Annotated in this window: 22 protein-coding genes; 4 read left to right on the top strand and 18 right to left on the bottom strand. The window is 54.4% G+C overall.

Annotated elements, in window-relative coordinates; translation table 11 throughout:
- The first annotated feature begins 280 nt into the window (after window positions 1-280).
- Window positions 281-442 carry a hypothetical protein gene (locus AYK82_RS18000; protein ID WP_156453338.1) on the top strand — a complete coding sequence of 54 codons (162 nt, stop codon included), beginning with the start codon at window positions 281-283 and terminating at the stop codon, window positions 440-442.
- On the opposite strand, the gene AYK82_RS11595 is transcribed toward AYK82_RS18000, so the two are convergent.
- From AYK82_RS11595 to AYK82_RS11575, 5 genes are read right to left on the bottom strand one after another with little or no spacing between them, the layout of a single operon-like run.
- On the bottom strand, window positions 439-1,692 hold the full coding sequence (locus AYK82_RS11595; RefSeq protein ID WP_068315828.1) for a metallophosphoesterase: 1,254 nt from the start codon (window positions 1,690-1,692) through the stop codon (window positions 439-441). The two genes, AYK82_RS18000 and AYK82_RS11595, sit on opposite strands and share 4 nt — an antisense overlap.
- Before the next feature lie 12 nt (window positions 1,693-1,704).
- On the bottom strand, window positions 1,705-2,031 hold the full coding sequence (locus tag AYK82_RS11590; protein WP_068315825.1) for a hypothetical protein: 327 nt from the start codon (window positions 2,029-2,031) through the stop codon (window positions 1,705-1,707).
- Window positions 2,032-2,046: 15 nt separating this feature from the next.
- Window positions 2,047-2,442, bottom strand: coding sequence for a hypothetical protein (locus tag AYK82_RS11585; RefSeq protein WP_068315822.1), 396 nt, complete (start codon window positions 2,440-2,442; stop codon window positions 2,047-2,049).
- Window positions 2,439-2,648 carry a hypothetical protein gene (locus tag AYK82_RS11580; protein ID WP_068315819.1) on the bottom strand — a complete coding sequence of 70 codons (210 nt, stop codon included), beginning with the start codon at window positions 2,646-2,648 and terminating at the stop codon, window positions 2,439-2,441. Before AYK82_RS11580 ends, AYK82_RS11585 begins: the two co-directional genes overlap by 4 nt.
- A gap of 44 nt (window positions 2,649-2,692) precedes the next feature.
- Window positions 2,693-3,538, bottom strand: a complete 846-nt coding sequence (locus tag AYK82_RS11575; protein WP_068315816.1) for a lysozyme — start codon at window positions 3,536-3,538, stop codon at window positions 2,693-2,695.
- 428 nt (window positions 3,539-3,966) lie between these two features.
- On the opposite strand from AYK82_RS11575, the gene AYK82_RS11570 reads away from it, so the two are divergent.
- Window positions 3,967-4,182, top strand: a complete 216-nt coding sequence (locus AYK82_RS11570) for a helix-turn-helix domain-containing protein (RefSeq protein ID WP_068315807.1) — start codon at window positions 3,967-3,969, stop codon at window positions 4,180-4,182.
- A gap of 24 nt (window positions 4,183-4,206) precedes the next feature.
- Here AYK82_RS11570 and AYK82_RS11565 read toward each other — a convergent pair whose 3' ends face one another.
- The 6 genes from AYK82_RS11565 to AYK82_RS11540 all read right to left on the bottom strand — a co-directional run bounded on the left by AYK82_RS11565 (window position 4,207) and on the right by AYK82_RS11540 (window position 9,601).
- A complete protein-coding gene (locus AYK82_RS11565; RefSeq protein WP_068315805.1) occupies window positions 4,207-4,947 on the bottom strand; it encodes an RES family NAD+ phosphorylase in 741 nt (246 codons plus the stop codon).
- 43 nt (window positions 4,948-4,990) lie between these two features.
- On the bottom strand, window positions 4,991-5,383 hold the full coding sequence (locus tag AYK82_RS11560) for an MbcA/ParS/Xre antitoxin family protein (protein WP_068315802.1): 393 nt from the start codon (window positions 5,381-5,383) through the stop codon (window positions 4,991-4,993).
- Window positions 5,384-5,549: 166 nt separating this feature from the next.
- Complete coding sequence (locus AYK82_RS11555; protein WP_068315799.1) at window positions 5,550-6,572, bottom strand: phage late control D family protein; 1,023 nt, start codon at window positions 6,570-6,572, stop codon at window positions 5,550-5,552.
- A gap of 6 nt (window positions 6,573-6,578) precedes the next feature.
- Window positions 6,579-6,797 carry a tail protein X gene (locus AYK82_RS11550; protein ID WP_068315797.1) on the bottom strand — a complete coding sequence of 73 codons (219 nt, stop codon included), beginning with the start codon at window positions 6,795-6,797 and terminating at the stop codon, window positions 6,579-6,581.
- Between the two features lie 5 nt (window positions 6,798-6,802).
- Window positions 6,803-7,228, bottom strand: coding sequence for a phage tail protein (locus tag AYK82_RS11545; RefSeq protein ID WP_068315794.1), 426 nt, complete (start codon window positions 7,226-7,228; stop codon window positions 6,803-6,805).
- 21 nt (window positions 7,229-7,249) lie between these two features.
- The gene (locus AYK82_RS11540) at window positions 7,250-9,601 is read right to left on the bottom strand and encodes a phage tail tape measure protein (RefSeq protein ID WP_068315791.1); all 2,352 of its coding nucleotides are present in this window, start codon (window positions 9,599-9,601) and stop codon (window positions 7,250-7,252) included.
- 204 nt (window positions 9,602-9,805) lie between these two features.
- Here AYK82_RS11540 and AYK82_RS17995 point away from each other — a divergent pair, with 204 nt between their 5' ends.
- Window positions 9,806-9,973, top strand: coding sequence for a hypothetical protein (locus AYK82_RS17995; protein WP_156453336.1), 168 nt, complete (start codon window positions 9,806-9,808; stop codon window positions 9,971-9,973).
- Window positions 9,970-10,296 (top strand): hypothetical protein, encoded by a 327-nt coding sequence (locus AYK82_RS11530; protein WP_068315785.1) that lies wholly within the window; start codon window positions 9,970-9,972, stop codon window positions 10,294-10,296. Before AYK82_RS17995 ends, AYK82_RS11530 begins: the two co-directional genes overlap by 4 nt.
- Window positions 10,297-10,413: 117 nt before the next feature.
- Here the strand turns inward: AYK82_RS11530 and AYK82_RS11525 are convergent, their stop codons facing one another.
- From AYK82_RS11525 to AYK82_RS11495, 7 genes are all read right to left on the bottom strand, one after another.
- On the bottom strand, window positions 10,414-10,704 hold the full coding sequence (locus AYK82_RS11525; protein WP_068315783.1) for a phage tail assembly protein: 291 nt from the start codon (window positions 10,702-10,704) through the stop codon (window positions 10,414-10,416).
- 62 nt (window positions 10,705-10,766) lie between these two features.
- A complete protein-coding gene (locus tag AYK82_RS11520; RefSeq protein ID WP_068315781.1) occupies window positions 10,767-11,276 on the bottom strand; it encodes a phage major tail tube protein in 510 nt (169 codons plus the stop codon).
- 27 nt (window positions 11,277-11,303) lie between these two features.
- On the bottom strand, window positions 11,304-12,536 hold the full coding sequence (locus tag AYK82_RS11515; protein ID WP_068315778.1) for a phage tail sheath protein: 1,233 nt from the start codon (window positions 12,534-12,536) through the stop codon (window positions 11,304-11,306).
- Window positions 12,537-12,652: 116 nt separating this feature from the next.
- Window positions 12,653-12,877, bottom strand: coding sequence for an Acb2/Tad1 domain-containing protein (locus tag AYK82_RS11510; protein WP_068315775.1), 225 nt, complete (start codon window positions 12,875-12,877; stop codon window positions 12,653-12,655).
- Window positions 12,878-12,912: 35 nt separating this feature from the next.
- The gene (locus AYK82_RS11505) at window positions 12,913-13,329 is read right to left on the bottom strand and encodes a hypothetical protein (RefSeq protein WP_068315773.1); all 417 of its coding nucleotides are present in this window, start codon (window positions 13,327-13,329) and stop codon (window positions 12,913-12,915) included.
- A 6-nt stretch (window positions 13,330-13,335) separates the two neighbouring features.
- The gene (locus AYK82_RS11500; RefSeq protein ID WP_068315770.1) at window positions 13,336-14,295 is read right to left on the bottom strand and encodes a hypothetical protein; all 960 of its coding nucleotides are present in this window, start codon (window positions 14,293-14,295) and stop codon (window positions 13,336-13,338) included.
- A 15-nt stretch (window positions 14,296-14,310) separates the two neighbouring features.
- Window positions 14,311-16,202 (bottom strand): DUF4815 domain-containing protein (locus AYK82_RS11495; protein WP_156453335.1); only part of this gene is annotated, 1,892 nt, incomplete at its 5' end.

Here is a 16,202-nt window from a genome sequence, read left to right as displayed (position 1 = left end):
GGCCCATTTCGCCTTTTGAAATCATTAGCGTTTTAACATCCAACCCCTAACAAATTTCTCAAAAAACCCCGCATTACCAGTCTGACCCTGAGTGGGCCAAAATGGAGCGTGAACGCTATCGCGGCATAGTGCGCGGCCCATCCACACTCCTCCACATACATGCAATAATACTAAAGTAGCGAACCCTAGGGCATTTTGAGACTGTTGCCATTGTTTTGCGCTGTCCATATCGCAAAATTGTTCATGTAATTTGTTCAATGACTATGCGTTAGGAATAATAATGTTTCAGGTTTTGATTGACTACATCGCTGTTCGCGCAAGAATAATTTGCAATGATGATGAAACAATAGAGCTTTTAATCAACCTGACACCTGAGGAACTTGAGAGAATTTTATTGTTTGGCTCCGAACTTGAAGAGCTCGAACCCGAGTACTGGCTCTAAGCTGCCCGCTTTATCATCTCTGGTGAGATTGTTAGGCGCCCAACCTCACCAAGCGCGTGATCATAGGTAATGACCTGCGCCGCGCGCTTGGAAATATAACCGCCCTGCGCTGCGTGCGCGTCCGATGGCGCGAGGGTCTGGTGTTGCTCTATTACCATCAACCCGCTCTCTTTTGCCCGCACTTCTTTATGATGCAGGTGTCCTAGGTGCCCATAGTGGTGTGTCGTTCGCCCGTAAATTTCACGGAACTTAGCAACCCACGTCTCGGCAACATTGGTCATATTGCGCTTGTGTCCGTGATGGAAAAACAGCGCGACTTGCCCTGCTTCGTGGCAGTGGTAAAGCGATGGAGTGGTGTCGATCCAGACGCGCGGCTCTAGCTCATAGAGAATTGCAAGCCATTCCCGCATCATAATTGAGCTGCTGATATCGTGATTCCCTGTCACCCAGTAAACGCTGACCTGTTCATGTTTTAAGAGCGCAAGATCAATCGCGCGCCGGATAGAGCGAATCCCAACCCGCACCAGTTTAGGGAAGCGGGTGTCGGCGTCCAGCAGATGCCTGCTCGTAGGGGTTACCGCGTCCATGCCATCCCAATGAAACTGATCTCCGTTAATTGCGATGACCGCGTTTTTCGAATTTGGCGCTCGATTTACCGCGAGTTCAAAAAAGCCCTGAAAAGTTTGCTCGGCCTTTTGAATATCCCAATCCTCACCCCCTGTTTCCTCACCCCATGCGAGAAGGCCAAGGTGGAAATCAGTGACGATATAAGCTGTTGTCAGTGAGCTATCTAGCGTGCTTGGCGCAGGTAATGAGGGGACGCGCTCTATTGTCTCTGACATGGCTGCAAATGCAGCCCTGAGCGCTTCGAGCTGCCCCGCCTCCTCACGGCTGGTTTTAGTCCAGCGGGCGACCTCTCGTCCCTCCTCATCGGTGAGCACGGAAACACCCCTCACCGCCTGCCCCGCAGGAATTTCGAGGCGCTCGCCTGCCTCTTTTGCGAGCTTTACCGATTTGCTTTTTACCTGTCCCTGCGCATCGCATTGTAACGAGACTGAGCGGACCGCAAACCCATCAGGAGGTTGCGCGGTAAACTCAACAAACCCACGCTCGGCGGCTCTGCGAATGCGATTATTAAATGTCCCAATTGGCAGACCGAGTGCCTCAGCCGCCGCCGCTTTTGTAGGAAAAGTAGAAAGCGCCTGTGCAGCTTGTCTCAGCTGCTCATCTGGTACGGGTGGCGTCGCCATGGGCACCTCTCTCTATTTAGGAAATTTTGGCACGCCAGGATCATCACGCCAGCGGCGGGCGAGTTTGATCAGCCCTTCACTCAGCGCCAGCCCGCACATGCCCAGCATAAAGCCGGTGGCGCCCTCCACGCCTGCATCAGTCGGGCCGAGCCAGCGCTCCAGCACGGGCGCGACCACAGGGGTTAGATAGCCCGCCACCAGCGCGCCCACCACCGTTGCGCCGATGGTGTTGGCGAGGCTGGCCCGCGGATGCACGATCACCCGGACGAGCCCACCACAGAGCCCGGCGATCAGATGCATAATTTTGAGACCCAGCAGGGCCTGAATTGGGTCGCTCATGTTTGCTCCAGTTAGTTAGCGCCGCCGCGTGATGGCGCTCGCTATGGTTTCAGCCGTACGCAGGCCTGCGCCTGCCCCAAACAGCCCATAAAAAATCGTATCGGCCCATGGCCGCACTGAGTCTGGCAAATCGTGCACCACAATGGGCAGATCGAGAGCCGTATCGATGAGAACCAGCGCCCACCACAGCCCCAGAGGCAGGGCAAACAATGACCACGCCCGCCAAAACCATTTGTTTTGCATGGCTCGCATCCGCGTTGCAGCATCCGCCTCAACCTGCGCCTCGATCACCCGCGCCCGCAGGCGTTGGCGTTCGGTTTCCTGCAGGCCCGCGTGATCGATGGATTGAAAAAGGCGGTCAAACAAACCGCCCCCCAACGCTCCCATAATTTTAGAGAGGAACCAAGTCATCGCGGCGGCTCCCCGCTGCGGCCTGCGGGTGTGCTGGTGATCTGCCGCAGGCCATAAAATGCAACCGCGTAGAACAACAGCACCCCTGAGCGGGCCTCTTCGCCCAGCAACGTCACCAACAGATGCGGATCTACCGCCTCCAATAGCCCGAGCAAAAACAGTGACAGCGCCGCAAGTCGCGTGCGCCAACCTTTTAGAAGTGACATTCGTGCCTCCATGAACCTTTGTTTGGGAGATGTAAGGTTTGCGCTTACGCGCGCCTGCGCTTTAAAATCTTGCCGCGGAACTGGTAGAGACCAAACAGGACCCCAGCGCAGGCCAGCCCGATCGCGAGCGAGGCCGGATCAAGCCCACCGCCGCCAACAGCTGCCGCCCCGATGATTGCCAGCCCGCCACCGCTTTGCGCGGCCCGTTTGCGCTCCAGCTTGCGCCGCACAGCTGCTGCCGAGGCAGGTCCCCATATGCCATCTGCCACCAGCGGCGGATTGGCTTTCTGAAACCGCTTGAGCTCACGGGCAAAATGCGCACCACCATAGCCAAGCGCCGCCAGTTGTTTTTTGGCGGTTGGGAACGCCGGGGCTTTAGCTGGGAGCGGCGCAGGGGCATCAAGACCATAATCACCTGATACGAGCAGGCGCGCCTCGCTTTCACGCCGCGCAGTCAGCCCCGGCAGCACACGACCGCCCGCCCGATTGTAGCCCCCTCGCAGAATTTGCGCGGCCTGTTTCACCCCGCCAGATTTTAGCGGCTGCGCCCACCGCCACTTGAGCGCGCCCGTGCCCAGATTAAACGTGACAGAGGTGCAGGCGTCGTGCTCATAGCCGCGCAGCTTGGGCAGCATACGGCTCACCGCCGCCCCGTATTCCTCATCACACATCTTTTTCAGCAGCATGTGGCAATCACCACGATTGATTTTGTCCCCCAGCCGCAACGGGCGGCCGTGCTTGGCCCGCCACCAACTTTTGAATATGCGACTGCGCTCGGTAAAGCCGCAGCCGATGGTCATCACCCCGGCAGAGCAGCGGTACGCGGTCGTCACAATGCCCTCGTGGCGCGCAATAAACCGCGCACCACGGCTCGATAAACGATTTGCCATGATTGATTTTCCTGATTTGGTTTTGACAGGGTTACCAACACAAAAAAACCGCTCGTGATTTCTCACAGAACGGCGAAAAACAGCGGAATTTTCTGAAACTAAGGTTGGAAAATACTACATTGCGTAGTATAAAAATAAGTGTGGTGAGGGGGGATGGATAGGCCATCCCCGCCACATACGAAAGGAGAAAGAGATGAACTTGCAAATCGTCTCTATCGCTCTCCAACTGGTGTAAGTCGGGCTGTTTATTATAAACATCCTGCACCACTGGTAAGGTGAGCGACGCAGCCCCCTTGGCCGAGGGGGTTGCACTCCTTTCTTCAATATAGGAGCACAGAAATGTCAAAGCAAGATAAACTGACTTACCTCTCTATTGCCCTATCCCTCGTAATCCTTGGCCTGATGGCCGTAAACTTTGGCTGGGTCTAATGGCACCTGAGGAATTCAAGGCAGCGCGTAAACAGCTCGGGCTCACCCAGTCCGAGCTAGCAAAGGTTCTGGGCGTTAGCCTGATCACCGTTCAGCGCTCGGAGATACCGGCAGAGAAGAAATCATCATCCAAGCCCCATGCAACAATGGTGCGGGCTATGGGCTGGTTCCTGTCAGGGTTTCGCCCGCCTGAATGGCCGCAAGGCAAAGGCTAGAGCGTCTAGGGTTGTGGGTGGTCTCTACGCATCCTCACGTAAAACTTCGCCGAATACATCGCCTCTTAGCGATCTGACAAACTTACGGATGTCTTCGTCATAATCAAAGGCATCCAAAGATATGTCAAAGCGCTGCACCGGGTTTTCGCAAACAAGGCTGATATTGGTTTTATTAAAAAGAACCTTCCAGCTCCCGGCAACATTCGGCTCTCTTTCCAGAAAGGCACTTGCTCGCATTATCGCTAAATTCGCACCTTTTTCAGGGTCCCGAACTGACTGATAGCGAATAAGCTCAACATCATTTTTGTATGCCTCATCGGCTAGACCGATGCAGCAGCTGTAGTCTTTTCGATCAGTCCATTGATTGGAAAGCTCAACATACGGCGATTTCGTGAGGTCTAAATGCCTACAGGCTTTAACTGGCGTTTTTATCGCTGACTTATTGATCCAGTTCGCAGGTAGCCCGCTATCTGGAGAAGCCGCAAAAGTTTTTAGTTTGTAGAACAAACATTCGTAGACTGCAGTTTTTACATCTTCACTTGCGTAATAAACAGCATGATCAGAGTCTGATACTCGAAACCGCGAAGCTGGATATGGCTTGTATCGAGTTGGTGTAAAAAACAAAAAGTGTTTATTTTGAAATTCTTCACTTACAGGCGGCTTGATCTTTTCCAGTTCACTTTCGAGCAGATCATAGTCTTCAGTGCTTTCGGTAATTTTTCGACAACTATTGATGTGCTGCGCCTCGACAAGACGCCAGCACACTCTTTTCTCATAGGGATAAGGCTCACAAAGAAGTAAGTTTTTCCTAGACAATAGCTCTTCTCGAATCCAAGTAATCAGCAACTCTTACAAGGCTACCGATATCCTGAACCAAGTCAATTGGACGCCCATTAAGAGTAAGGTTCTTGTTTGTCATCCATTTCTGAACATAGACAGAGTCTTCGCCAGAAAGCGCATCTAGTGCACGAAAAATTCTGATGACTTGAAGAGCAAGGTCATACTCGGCTCCGCTCTCCTTCACGAATGCACCACTTTTTCGCCCACGAGAGAGCTTGGAGGGGCTTATTTTTAATACCTTAGCAAGTTGAGTATCGGTTAAACCTAATTTTTCAGCAGCCTTTAAAACCGCTCCACTAATTACACGTTCCTTATTATCTTTATTGTCTACGTGGTTATCGCGTTTATCTTGGCGAACCATTTCGACCTCCCCATTCCAATAAAACAGTCACAAATCTTGCATTTACATATGAAAGATATAAAGTGTTTGGTTGCATTTGCAAGAGCAATCCTGCAATACCGCCTCCCCTTTTTCTGCCAAAGTAATTCTATCAGCACGCTATAACGTGCGGATAAACTAGCAAAAACTAACGCTCTCCGGCCCCGCCTTGAGGATCCTTGATCTTTAGCGTTGTGGTTGCCCCTGCCCCTCGTGAGGCCTTGTGCGTGCGGCTTTCAATTCGGTAAAGCCCATCAATGCCAGAACGCAGCCCCTTGAGCCTGCAAGGGGCCTCTGCCTGCGCTGCGGGTTCGAGGTTTATTGTCACTGTGCCAGTGCCGCCCTCACGCCTGCCCCGGCTTTCGGCGGCATCGATGCTTTTTTCTGCGGTGCTTTCATCTGCTGCCATTGCGCGCAAAGCATTATCTACCCGCTCGTCCCCGCTTGACAGTCCTCCATCGATCTCGGCCTGCTTCCATGGGCGCTTCACTTCTTTGACTTTGGCTGTTTTGCGATCAAAGTGCCGCGCTTTACCGCCTGCAAACACACGCCTCAAGTCACGAGGCTCAACACTCCAGCTGATCAGGTTCTTACCGCGCTCGCAGACCACCTCTGGTAACTTATCATCTGTACCTTTTGCCTTGAGGATTGCCTTTTTGCCCCGCACTTTAAAGATGCCGCTATGCTCCTTGGCGAGCTGTTGGCCAGCCTGCAGCAGGCTTACACCCGCCACCCCCCAGTAGTTTCGCGTTATCCCTCCAAGCGCCTTGTCTACGACGATCTCGACGCCTGTTGTTTTGCCTAGGCCCTGCAAGAAGTCTTCAAGCGAGCCACCGTCCTTGTGCTGTGTCAACGGCTGCTTGATCTTGCTTGCATCATCTGTCCCCTTGGCCTTGACGGTGAGCTTCATCCCTCCACCGCGCGAGCCGGTTGATTTTGGCCGCTCTGTTACGCCTTCGAATACTTTGTAGTTCTCGAGATACACCGTGAGCTTGCTGCCAGCGCTAGGCAGTTTTATCTGCCCATCCGTATCATCCAATACCAGCGAGCAACGATCAGATGTCAGCCCCACTTTATCAGTTGCAGAGATGCTCATGAGATAAGGCCGCAGGTCCTGCGATATGTCCTCACCCTCGATTTCAACGCGCCAGTCCACTTTCCAACCTGACATTGCTAATCACCCGAATAAGTCGATTGTTTTTCGCTTGGGCCGCTCTGCTTGAGCAGGTAAATCAGGCAAGGCAATCAAGGATCCCTGCTCTAGTAGCACCCCCGCTGCAACCCCGCGATTAAGCCAGAGTGCTGCATTGAGCAGCCCTGCCCCTCCTTCCCCGAACTCCCGCGCAAGCAGCAGATCCAGAGTGAGATTGTCGCCTGCAATTTTGATTGTACGCATTCCAATCACCTCAAATCAAACAGGGAAAGCAGCTGGCCTATGAGCTGCTTGGGAGTGGGTAATTCTGGCGGCATTTCATCAAGCACAATCTGATGCTCGACCTCAAATCCCACACCGTCATCGAGCAAGTGCTTATGCGTTTCCGTTACGCTTTTGATTGCGTACAGCCCAAGCACAACCCCATCGCCGCGCGTAACCGGCACGACATCACCATTCGCCCGCATGGAGTTGAGCCAGTTTAGCTCCGTCAGGCCGCCGATTTTAGAGGGCAGGATTGTGCCTGAGATGCTGAGCTTGCGCCCTTCATCGCCGGTAAACTCACCCGGCCGAATGCCCCCGATAACGCTTTTACGTGCAATGCTTGCAGTCCCTGTGAGTACGGCTTTATCCGCTGAAAATGGGAATGTATCAACCATCACAGCCCCGATCATGTAGAGCAAAGCCAATCCTCCCTATGCCGGTTCAAGGTCGGCCTGTAGGCCGTTCATTGCATCGCCAATTCGATCCATGAGCTGCGCCATTACGCCCTCGGCATCCTCAACCCCGCTGATATGAATATCGCCAAAATTAACGGCGACCGCTTGCGCCGCACCCTGCCCGCCCGAAAGCATCGCCGCGGTCTCGCCTGCTGTGTGGACATATCCAGAGGCGCCAGGCGTAACCAGTTCAGGGCCGTATTCACCTACCAGATAGGTTTTCCCGCCTGCGATATGCCCGCCCGCAGCACGGGCACCGTCGACTTTTACAGAAGGTGTCCCTATACCCAAAAAAGATAAATCCGGCCATTTGATCAGGTTGCTCATGTCAATAGAGCCGATTGCATCAATAATCAGATCTGGCAGATTTTTGAACCATTCAATCAACCCCCAGAACGCCTCCTTGATCGCGTTCACCAACGCCTCACCAGCGCGCCGACCCGCGTTGCGGAAGCCTTGCTCAGCAGCGTCCGAATAATCATTCATTGTAAAAATGTCAGAGATCCACGAGCCCACGCGCTGCGGGATCGAAAGAACAAAATCTACGATATTGTTGAGGCTGCTCTGGATGAGATTGTAGGCCATACCTAAAGCGGCGCGAACAGTTTCCGGATCAATGCCCAGCAGCCCCGCAATATCAATCAGCCGCTGCGTTGCCCATTCGCCGAGCATTGAGGCGAGGCTAGCGAACCAGCTGCCTAAAGTCTCAAACAAGGTGCTCAAAGCATCTGCTATGGCCCCTACAAACCCTGAGACAAAGTTACTGATCGGCTCCCAGTAGTTGTAGATCACAAGCGCTATTGCAGCGACTGCAGCCACGATCGCCGCGACAAGTGCCACAATGGGAGCAGATATAGCGGCAACTGCGGCACCGACAGCCCCGGCGACCCACGACATCACAGCCGCAGCCCCTGAGGCAGCAGCGGTCAACGCGCCGAAGAACCCGCCCCCGGATACCGCTCCCATCAGCCAGCTGCCAACCAGCGCAGCGCGCAGCCCGACAAGCGCTGTCCGGATCACCGCTGTTGCCCTGCCGACAAACCAAGCGCACTGAAACACAGCAGTTTTTAGGTTTAGAAACGCAAAGCGGGATGCAATCGTCACAACGCGAAGCGCAACGAGGCTGCCTGCGATCGCAACAGCAGCAGCTGTTATTTCTGGGTGATTTGAAGCGAACTCCGACAACGCCTGCACGAACGGAATAATCGCAGCCATAATGTCGTTTAGAGCTGGAAGCAGCGCTCTCCCGAGTGATATTGCAAGTTCGTTCATGTTGTTTTTAAACAGCTGAATAGCGTTTGCAGTTGTTTTTGCCCGCTCGTTGTACTCCTCCTGAGCTGAGCCTGCATAATTGGTCTGATCACCAACAGCCCCTAGCGCCTGCTCAAGGAGCTCCGAATTTTCAATGAGAGGCGCAATAGCGCGCGCTTCATCGCCAAAAAGATCCGTGAGTGTCGCCGCTTGCATTTCCTTGGGCAGTTGCCGAATGCGCGTAATTATTGCCTTGAGTGTGCCGACAGCGTCCTTTTGCAATGACTTGCTAACCTTGGTTGCATCAAGGCCAAGTTTTGCAAAGGCTTCCCGCTGTGATTTCGTGGCGCTTTCACCGCGCGCAAGCGCTTTGCCCACGTTCCTGAAACTCGTTGCAGCCACCTCTGCCTCTGCCCCTGCCGCTATCATCGCCGATCCGATGGCTGCCGTTTGCTCAGCGGTGAACCCGTATTGTAGCCCAATTGAACCAACGCGGCGCATAAAATTCAAAATATCTGGTGCAGATGAGGCGCTGCTATTAGATAGATGGTTCATGGCATCTGCAAGCAGCTGGGTTTCTTCAATAGAAAGACCCAGCGCTGTTTTGATTTTGGCAAGAGACTCCCCGGTTTGCTCTGCGGAAATATCAAAAGCGACACCAACCTTTGCAGCCATCTCGGCAAATTGAGTTAACTCGCCGCCTGCCATACCTGCCTGCCCTGCTGCTGCGACAAGCGATGCGATTTCAGTGGCCGCCATCGGAATATCTAGCGCCAAATCGCGGATCTCGCGAGAAAGAACTGTAAAGCCGTCAGGCGTGTCGAAATCGACAACCTTTTTCACATCCGACATTGCGCTCTCAAACTCTGTCGCCGCCTGAATGGGCTGCGAAATCGCTTGAGCAAGCAAATAGCCAGTACCTGCAGCCTCTAGCATCGCCCCGCGCATATGCCCCATCTGCCTTGACGTATCGCGAACCTTTTCCTTCAGCCACACAATGTTATTCGCGGCAGCTCGCGCAGGTTTCGTTGCGTTATCTACGAGAGACAAAACAAGTTGTGACGTAAGAACAGACATGATTAACTTCTTTCGTTCGTTTCTACATGAATTCAGAAGAATTCAATCTGCATTTACTTAAACGAGGTATTGCGAATGACGAGGACAGTTAGAATAGAAAAGCGGCAGCGGGGATTTTTTGGTCAAATATTCAAGTGGCTTTTCATAATCTTCAATGCCTTAATGCTAATATGGCTTGTCGCCTACTGGGCGGAATTAGGAGAGATGAGTTCATCCATTCAGAGCGACGCTGAGTCGGCAGGCCTTGCCATTGGCGGCACAATTGGCAGCGGAATGCTGCTGACCTTTTGGGTTCTCGGCGATATTATCCTTGGTCTCTTTGTACTTTTTACCAGAGGCAAGAAAGTCATTACCGAGGAGGTCGTGCAATGAGGCATCTAGCGGTAATAGCAGTTGCAGGCGGCTTACTCTCTGCTCCTGCATTTGCATTTAACGATCTGGTATCAATGCAGCTTGCGACAGAACTGGGAGGGCTTATTGCCTCGGAGGACATTTGTGACCTAACGCTTGATCAAGCGGCAATTGAAAGCTGGATTGAGGCCAAGATTCCCGCTGATGACATGAGCTTCATGGGGTCGTTAGATATGATGATCGAAGGCACGAAATACAATCTCCGCGACATGGGAGCCTCTCAAAAAGCAGCCCACTGCATGCAGGCCCGCCGCTCAGCCAAAGCGGCAGGTTTTATCGATTAGGCCGCAAGCTTTTCAGGGAGCGGGAGTATGATATCAGCTTATCGATCTCCCACTCCTCCACCTGATCAATCGGTGTGTTGAGTTCCCTTGCGGACTGCGCAATGAGGCAGCGCCAAGCTACCCCTCCGCTTTTGCTTTCATGAGATCGAGCCCCGACTTTCCCAGCAGCGGCGCTACTGCCTCGCCAACCTTTACAAAATCCTCCATGTCCAGCTCTTCGACAACTGCCACGTCAACACCCGCCAGATTAGCAAAGAGCAGATACCCTGCCTTAACTTCACTCGTCTCGGCCTCGGCGATTAAAGCATCCTTTGCCCGCATCCGGCGGAACGAAAGCTCGTTAATCTCGCGGCCATCATGGGTAACTGGATAATCAAGTTTAACTGTAACACCTGTTGTTTCTGTCATGCAGCACCTATAAAAAAGCCCCAAGGCAAATGCCTTAAGGGTCTTAAGTTGGTCAGAATTGTTTAAATACCAAGGGCGCGTTTGGATGCCTGCGCCATTGAGCTGGGGCGCAACTCACGCTCCCAATAGTCCCAGTAAAACAGCTCTTCATCATCTCGCTGCACGACAAGGCGGGACACCTCTTTGAACACTAGGTTAAAGCCCGCCAGCTCCTCCCCGGTCATTTCATCGCCTTCAAATTCAGCGATTGCCCCATATATTTCGCCGCGATAGGAGACCCAGCGGTTTTCAGGGAAAACGCGCATGGAAGCTGCGAAAGTCCATGCCGTCGGCTCGCCAAACATTTTGCGCAGATCAGGGTCCTCCCCCTTGATCTCTGCCTTAGGCTCAAGAGCCTCCAGTCGGGGCATGATAAAATCAACGCTGCCGCGCCCACCTCCCGGCGCATGGCTAACCGTTTTGAATTTAGGGCTGGGAATGTGCAGCTTGGTCAGGATGTTGGCACGGGAAATCTCCGGTGCGTCTTTGCGGCGCAGGTCAATATCACCCACGATATTTAGCGGCTGTTGCATGGTAGTATGCTCCTGAAATCAGGGGGATTAGACGGTTGTGTTCAACCCGTTGATGATGTCCTGAACCAGCGCTTTTACAGCTGGCCGGTAGGGCTGCATCTCGATGTTTGCGAGCTTAAAGCTGCTCGCCTCTTCTTGGCCCACTTCAATATTCAACTCGCCCAAGCGAATGTTTTCAGGGCTGTTTTTATCCGCTGTGAACATTTTCTCCGCTGGGGTATAGCCTAGAATGTAACCTCCGGCTTTCAAGTCACGCAGCATGTAGGTGATGTCCTGCAACCAAGCCTCTACAAGCCCGCGGCTGATTTTTGGCCCCAAGCGCTCGCGGGTAATCTTGATCAACTGGGTTTTGATATAGTCCGTGCCGCGCACTTGGTGGAGCTGTTTCCAATGACCCTCGGCCCCAGCCATGTCCGTACCAATAAAGCGGTAACCGCCATCAGCAACCGACCCATAAACGCCAGTTTCGCCCTCAGCAATGATCGAGACGTCCGCCTCTAGCATCTGCTGTCCTTCGCTGCCCCCATCTAGAAAGTTAAACGGAATTGTACGGTTGAGCCCTGCTAACCCATAAATTGGGCGGTTGCAGATTGGTTGAAATGGCATGCCGAAATGCTGGTTATCGGTGCGCACCATGAGGCCAGCAACGCGGGCCGCCATGCCGCGGGTAACGATATTCTCACCCTCATAAACACGAGCTGCAACCCCGATAGGAAACACGCGACCAGAGGTCATTTTCTCACGTGCTGATATGGACTTTTCCTTTGTGGTCGGGTCCACATCAACTGGCGCAACAGCGAGGATTTTCCCAAGGTTGGCTTCGAGCGCTGCAACTACCGGACTGGCGGTTGTGTCATCGGCGCGGTAGGCCGTGGAGCCTGCAACAACAACGCCCGGCGTTGCGTTTACAGCTGATGGAATTTGGTCAATACCATCAATAACTCCCTTGATGGACGCCGCTGTTTTTGCTGCGTCGGCGTCTTTTTTAGTGCGCACAACAGTGACATCAGCTGAGGAATTGAGGCCGGTTAGTTGGTCCTGAATTCCGCGCATATGGCTCATTAGGAGCCCTGTGCCTAACGCATCCGTTGCCTCAGTGTCAGAGGATGAAAAACGAACCGGCGTATCCAGCTTGAATTCGCTTTCTGATGCGTCTTCACTGGTATCGATTACCAGAACTTTGCTTAGATCGCCCTTGGTGACCGGAAACGACTGATCTTTGGGCGACGAGAATTGCATGCCGATCGCGGGCTTGCTCATGTGCGTGTCTCCAATAAGAAACCCGCCTCAATGGGCGGGTGGTGGTTATCATCGAAACTGAGTATAAGATCTGCCTTATGTTCAAAACCTTCCTAGTTTCAGACATAAGGCCGATCTTAAAAGAAGTCTGGCTTTGCAACTGAGCGGGTTAGCGCCATCAACCCTTGCTGTAGGTTCGTAGTGCCAATCGCCAACCAACGCTTATCTATTGCATCTGAGCTGAATAGTTTTTCTGTCAATTCGCCAAGTTCTTTCCCTTTGATCTTGATTTCATTCATCAAGTCAATTTCATCTTGAGAAAGCTCACGATAACCTTTGATTTTACGGTGTTGATTGTCCATTTACGCCTCTCCTTATTAAGGTCTGTGTATTGAGTTTAGTCAGGCCACAACTCAGCGGCGGTTATGTCATCAGGCAGTGGCTCCATGGCCTCGATTACATCCGATGCATTGCGGATAGCGGTGATGTGGTCCCAGATCGCCTGCCCAGCCTCGACCTCTGCCAGCTCTGCCGCAGTGAGAGTGCCGCCCTGTGAGAGTTTGAGCGCAAACTCGGTGCCGCGAGCTGTCAGGTTGCGCTGCCTCCACTCAGGACAAAACGCGATAATCCGGCGATGCGCTTCGGCTTTAATCTGGGTGATAATCTCGGGGCGGGTTGGGGGCTCTGGTTCTGGATCTGGAACCCGTTCCCAGCCATCCGCGCCGTATTTGCCGGTGAGCCAGTTTTCAAACTCAGGGGTAGCGCGGCCAACAATCACATTTTTCGTAGACAATATTTTGAAGGTTGCTGTCATGTGACCTCACAAGGTGATTGCATCATTATACGGCTTATTGACTAGATACCTGAGACGGATTGCACCGTTCTGCCCATTTGCTTCAACACCACCCCCCGCCCACGCACCCATGCCATGCACGAGCCATACGGCGGCGCGTTTGGTTTGAATATATTCCCCCGGAGGGAAGTTGCCATAACCGCCGCCAAGGTTTACATCTCCACCGCCACCCAACCCTTGATTCTTGCGCTCGCCGCCACCCGTAGCGTGCATACTCACGCCAACCGCCGTCACTGATGTTGTCCCCCCAGTAGGCCGAGAGGAGCGCCCCACTTCGCAATCCAAAATAAGCCCAATCGGGATTGGAGACAGTATTTTTTTGGAATACCCGCCAGAGCCGGTATAGGGTTCTCCACTGATCCTAGTTCCACCGCCGCCAACAACTTCGATACTCAACGGACCGAAAGCGTTTTGAGGTAGTGGGAATGGACCCGACTTTGTAATGATTTTTTCTTCTATTCCTACATAGGTTTTTAAGCCAGCAACCTCCGCCTTATCCGCCTTCGTCTCTAGCGCGGTTTGTACATCTGCCTCTACCTGCTGGAGAGCGGTGGCTGTGGTGGCTGCATCTGCCTTATCCTTGACCTTGGCGATTTCCTCTGCCGCGCCGGGCAGTGGCTGCCAGCCGGAGGGGCGCTTCACCAGCACCGCCCCGATGGGCGCGGCCTGCGCCTCAACATCGCTCAACTGGTCCAGTTTATGGCCGTGATTGGCCGGGGCTTTTTTGGCCAGTTCCAGCGCCAGCCCCTGCACCTCCTCGATCTGGTGGCCATGGTCGGCCGCCGCTTTGCCCGTCAGCTCCGATTTTACCTGCGCCACCGCGCCATCCAGTTTTTGGCTGTTGCTGTTGAATTTCTTCCATTCCTCGGCAACGTTTTTAGTGGTGCCATCGATCAGATCGAGGCCGAGATTGTCGGTTTTTGCCATGATCGCTCATCTTTCCTAAATCGCAGCGGCGCGGGTGGCGGCAATGTAAGGCCGCGCCGCCGGTGTGCCTGTCAGCTCGATTTTTACCGCACTCATTTGCCCCAATTGGCCGGAGAGGTCCGCGCTAAAACGAACATCCTGCCAGCCCGGCAGGTCCAGCGGTTCGGCACTACCCTGCGCCAGCTCTACCCAGCCGCCCGATTTATCGCGCACCGATATGGTGGCGGTAGCCCCGGCTGGCAGGCGCGCATCCACGCGCACGGGCAGACTATCCGCACCGCCTACTTTAAACGCGCGGCTGACATACTGGCCGCTGCTGGCGAGCTGGCTTGCAACCAGCTGCACACCGGGCATGAGCACTGGCGATGCGGTGGCCGTGCCTTTGAGCACCGCAAACACCTCCACATGCTCATCTAAAAACGCGTCCAGCTGCAGCGGCGTATCGGCCTCGAGCACCAGCAGTTCACCGCTGGCGCGCTCCACCTCAAAATGTACCGCGCAGCCCGCCTCGGGCAGCTCCACAGCGGCGCGAATGAGCAGGTCCGAGCAAGCGGTTAGCTCCACCACGCCAAGTGATAGGCGCGTTTCCAGCTGGGTAAAGCGCGGCGCATGCAAGGCAAATTTTAAGTCACTATCGTGCAAATGGTTCCAGCTGGAGCCGGTAGAGCTCTCCACCTCATTCCCCAATGCATAGGCGTTTTTGGTGACGCGGATCTGGTCGTTAAAATCCACCGCATTGCCCACAATAGCGCGCGATATGGCGTGCTCGTTATCGCCGGTGAGCAGGCACAGCGCATAGCGCCGGTCACGCGGTAGATAGGGCAGATCGGCAAATACAAACTGTGTCCAGTTACCTGTGCTCACAGTGCTCATATCCACCTGCGTTTGCGCCAATACCTCATCCAGCACGTCGCCATCACCGCCCACAGCGCGCAGCTCGCACACCACCGGCTTTGTTTTGTCGCCAATGGCGCAGAACTCCGCCCAGAACGCTCCCAGATGGCGGCCCTGATCTGGCAGGATAACGATCTGGCCGCGAGGATCATTGCGCCGCCGGCGCACCCGCCGTGGCAACTGCTCAAACCGTGTGACCACGCGCCGGCGCATCTGCACCAAGGTGCGCCCGCGTGCGGTAAAGCTCGCCTCGGCCCATGATCCGGCCATCCCCGTTACCCGCACCAGTTTTTCTCCTACGGGGAATGTGAGCGCCGGTATTTGCAGGGCGATCTGCAAAGCGCCGTCCTCATCAGCCACATGCGCGCCTGCGGGCGTCATGTCCACGCCGTCAAATTCAAGTTTTTGCAGCCGTTCGCCTGCGGCCATGCGGGTGAGCTCAATTGCCAGCGTTTGCGCGCGGATGAAGCTGGCAGGTTCCTCGCGGGCGCCCAGTTGCTCCACGCTGCTCACTGTGCGCGGGCCGCCGCCGCGAATGGTGCGGGTGCGCTGGCTGGCCCATTCCTCGCGCACATCCACCCAGAAATCGCTGGCAGGGGTAACCTCGATCTCTGCCGGATCGGGCTCGAAATTGGCAAAGCGGTTGATTTTCACGCAGTCGTTTTTAAGGGGCTGCTCGACAATTGGTTCCAATTCGTAGGGCAATGTCGCTACCGTTTGCAGCGCCAGATTATGCACGGTTGTTGTCAGTGCCAGCGCCAAGACGCCGCCAGAGGAGGCCAGTGTCTGCACTGCCCCCGCATCACGAAACCGGTCATCCACATGCGCATCGGCAAATATGCCGTATCTTGCCGGTGGCTCGCGGTCTGCCAAGCGTTGACGCGATTGCGCCAAAGCCAGCGCATCCAGCTGGCGATAGAGCAGCGAGGCCAGCTCGCCGATATCCTGCATGGTGTAGCGGCCCGGGCCGTTATTCTCAACGCGCGGCGTCCCTGCAAAATCGTTGTGCACCT

The sequence above is a fragment of the Polycladidibacter hongkongensis genome (genome assembly GCF_001561995.1).
Classification (GTDB): Bacteria; Pseudomonadota; Alphaproteobacteria; order Rhizobiales; family Stappiaceae; genus Pseudovibrio; species Pseudovibrio hongkongensis.
The sequence above is the reverse complement of the archived record's forward strand: the minus strand, read 5'-3'. Positions and strand labels throughout refer to the sequence as shown.

Coding starts and splice junctions, on each gene's coding strand:
- AYK82_RS11560 (WP_068315802.1), bottom strand. CDS start 5,383: ATGGTTCGCCAAGATAAACGCGATAACCACGTAGACAATAAAGATAAT.
- AYK82_RS11595 (WP_068315828.1), bottom strand. CDS start 1,692: ATGGCGACGCCACCCGTACCAGATGAGCAGCTGAGACAAGCTGCACAG.
- AYK82_RS11510 (WP_068315775.1), bottom strand. CDS start 12,877: ATGGACAATCAACACCGTAAAATCAAAGGTTATCGTGAGCTTTCTCAA.
- AYK82_RS11550 (WP_068315797.1), bottom strand. CDS start 6,797: ATGCGTACAATCAAAATTGCAGGCGACAATCTCACTCTGGATCTGCTG.
- AYK82_RS11570 (WP_068315807.1), top strand. CDS start 3,967: ATGGCACCTGAGGAATTCAAGGCAGCGCGTAAACAGCTCGGGCTCACC.
- AYK82_RS11525 (WP_068315783.1), bottom strand. CDS start 10,704: ATGACAGAAACAACAGGTGTTACAGTTAAACTTGATTATCCAGTTACC.
- AYK82_RS11575 (WP_068315816.1), bottom strand. CDS start 3,538: ATGGCAAATCGTTTATCGAGCCGTGGTGCGCGGTTTATTGCGCGCCAC.
- AYK82_RS11580 (WP_068315819.1), bottom strand. CDS start 2,648: ATGTCACTTCTAAAAGGTTGGCGCACGCGACTTGCGGCGCTGTCACTG.
- AYK82_RS11520 (WP_068315781.1), bottom strand. CDS start 11,276: ATGCAACAGCCGCTAAATATCGTGGGTGATATTGACCTGCGCCGCAAA.
- AYK82_RS17995 (WP_156453336.1), top strand. CDS start 9,806: ATGAGTTCATCCATTCAGAGCGACGCTGAGTCGGCAGGCCTTGCCATT.
- AYK82_RS11500 (WP_068315770.1), bottom strand. CDS start 14,295: ATGGCAAAAACCGACAATCTCGGCCTCGATCTGATCGATGGCACCACT.
- AYK82_RS11505 (WP_068315773.1), bottom strand. CDS start 13,329: ATGACAGCAACCTTCAAAATATTGTCTACGAAAAATGTGATTGTTGGC.
- AYK82_RS11515 (WP_068315778.1), bottom strand. CDS start 12,536: ATGAGCAAGCCCGCGATCGGCATGCAATTCTCGTCGCCCAAAGATCAG.
- AYK82_RS11555 (WP_068315799.1), bottom strand. CDS start 6,572: ATGTCAGGTTGGAAAGTGGACTGGCGCGTTGAAATCGAGGGTGAGGAC.
- AYK82_RS11540 (WP_068315791.1), bottom strand. CDS start 9,601: ATGTCTGTTCTTACGTCACAACTTGTTTTGTCTCTCGTAGATAACGCA.
- AYK82_RS18000 (WP_156453338.1), top strand. CDS start 281: ATGTTTCAGGTTTTGATTGACTACATCGCTGTTCGCGCAAGAATAATT.
- AYK82_RS11590 (WP_068315825.1), bottom strand. CDS start 2,031: ATGAGCGACCCAATTCAGGCCCTGCTGGGTCTCAAAATTATGCATCTG.
- AYK82_RS11585 (WP_068315822.1), bottom strand. CDS start 2,442: ATGACTTGGTTCCTCTCTAAAATTATGGGAGCGTTGGGGGGCGGTTTG.
- AYK82_RS11530 (WP_068315785.1), top strand. CDS start 9,970: ATGAGGCATCTAGCGGTAATAGCAGTTGCAGGCGGCTTACTCTCTGCT.
- AYK82_RS11545 (WP_068315794.1), bottom strand. CDS start 7,228: ATGATCGGGGCTGTGATGGTTGATACATTCCCATTTTCAGCGGATAAA.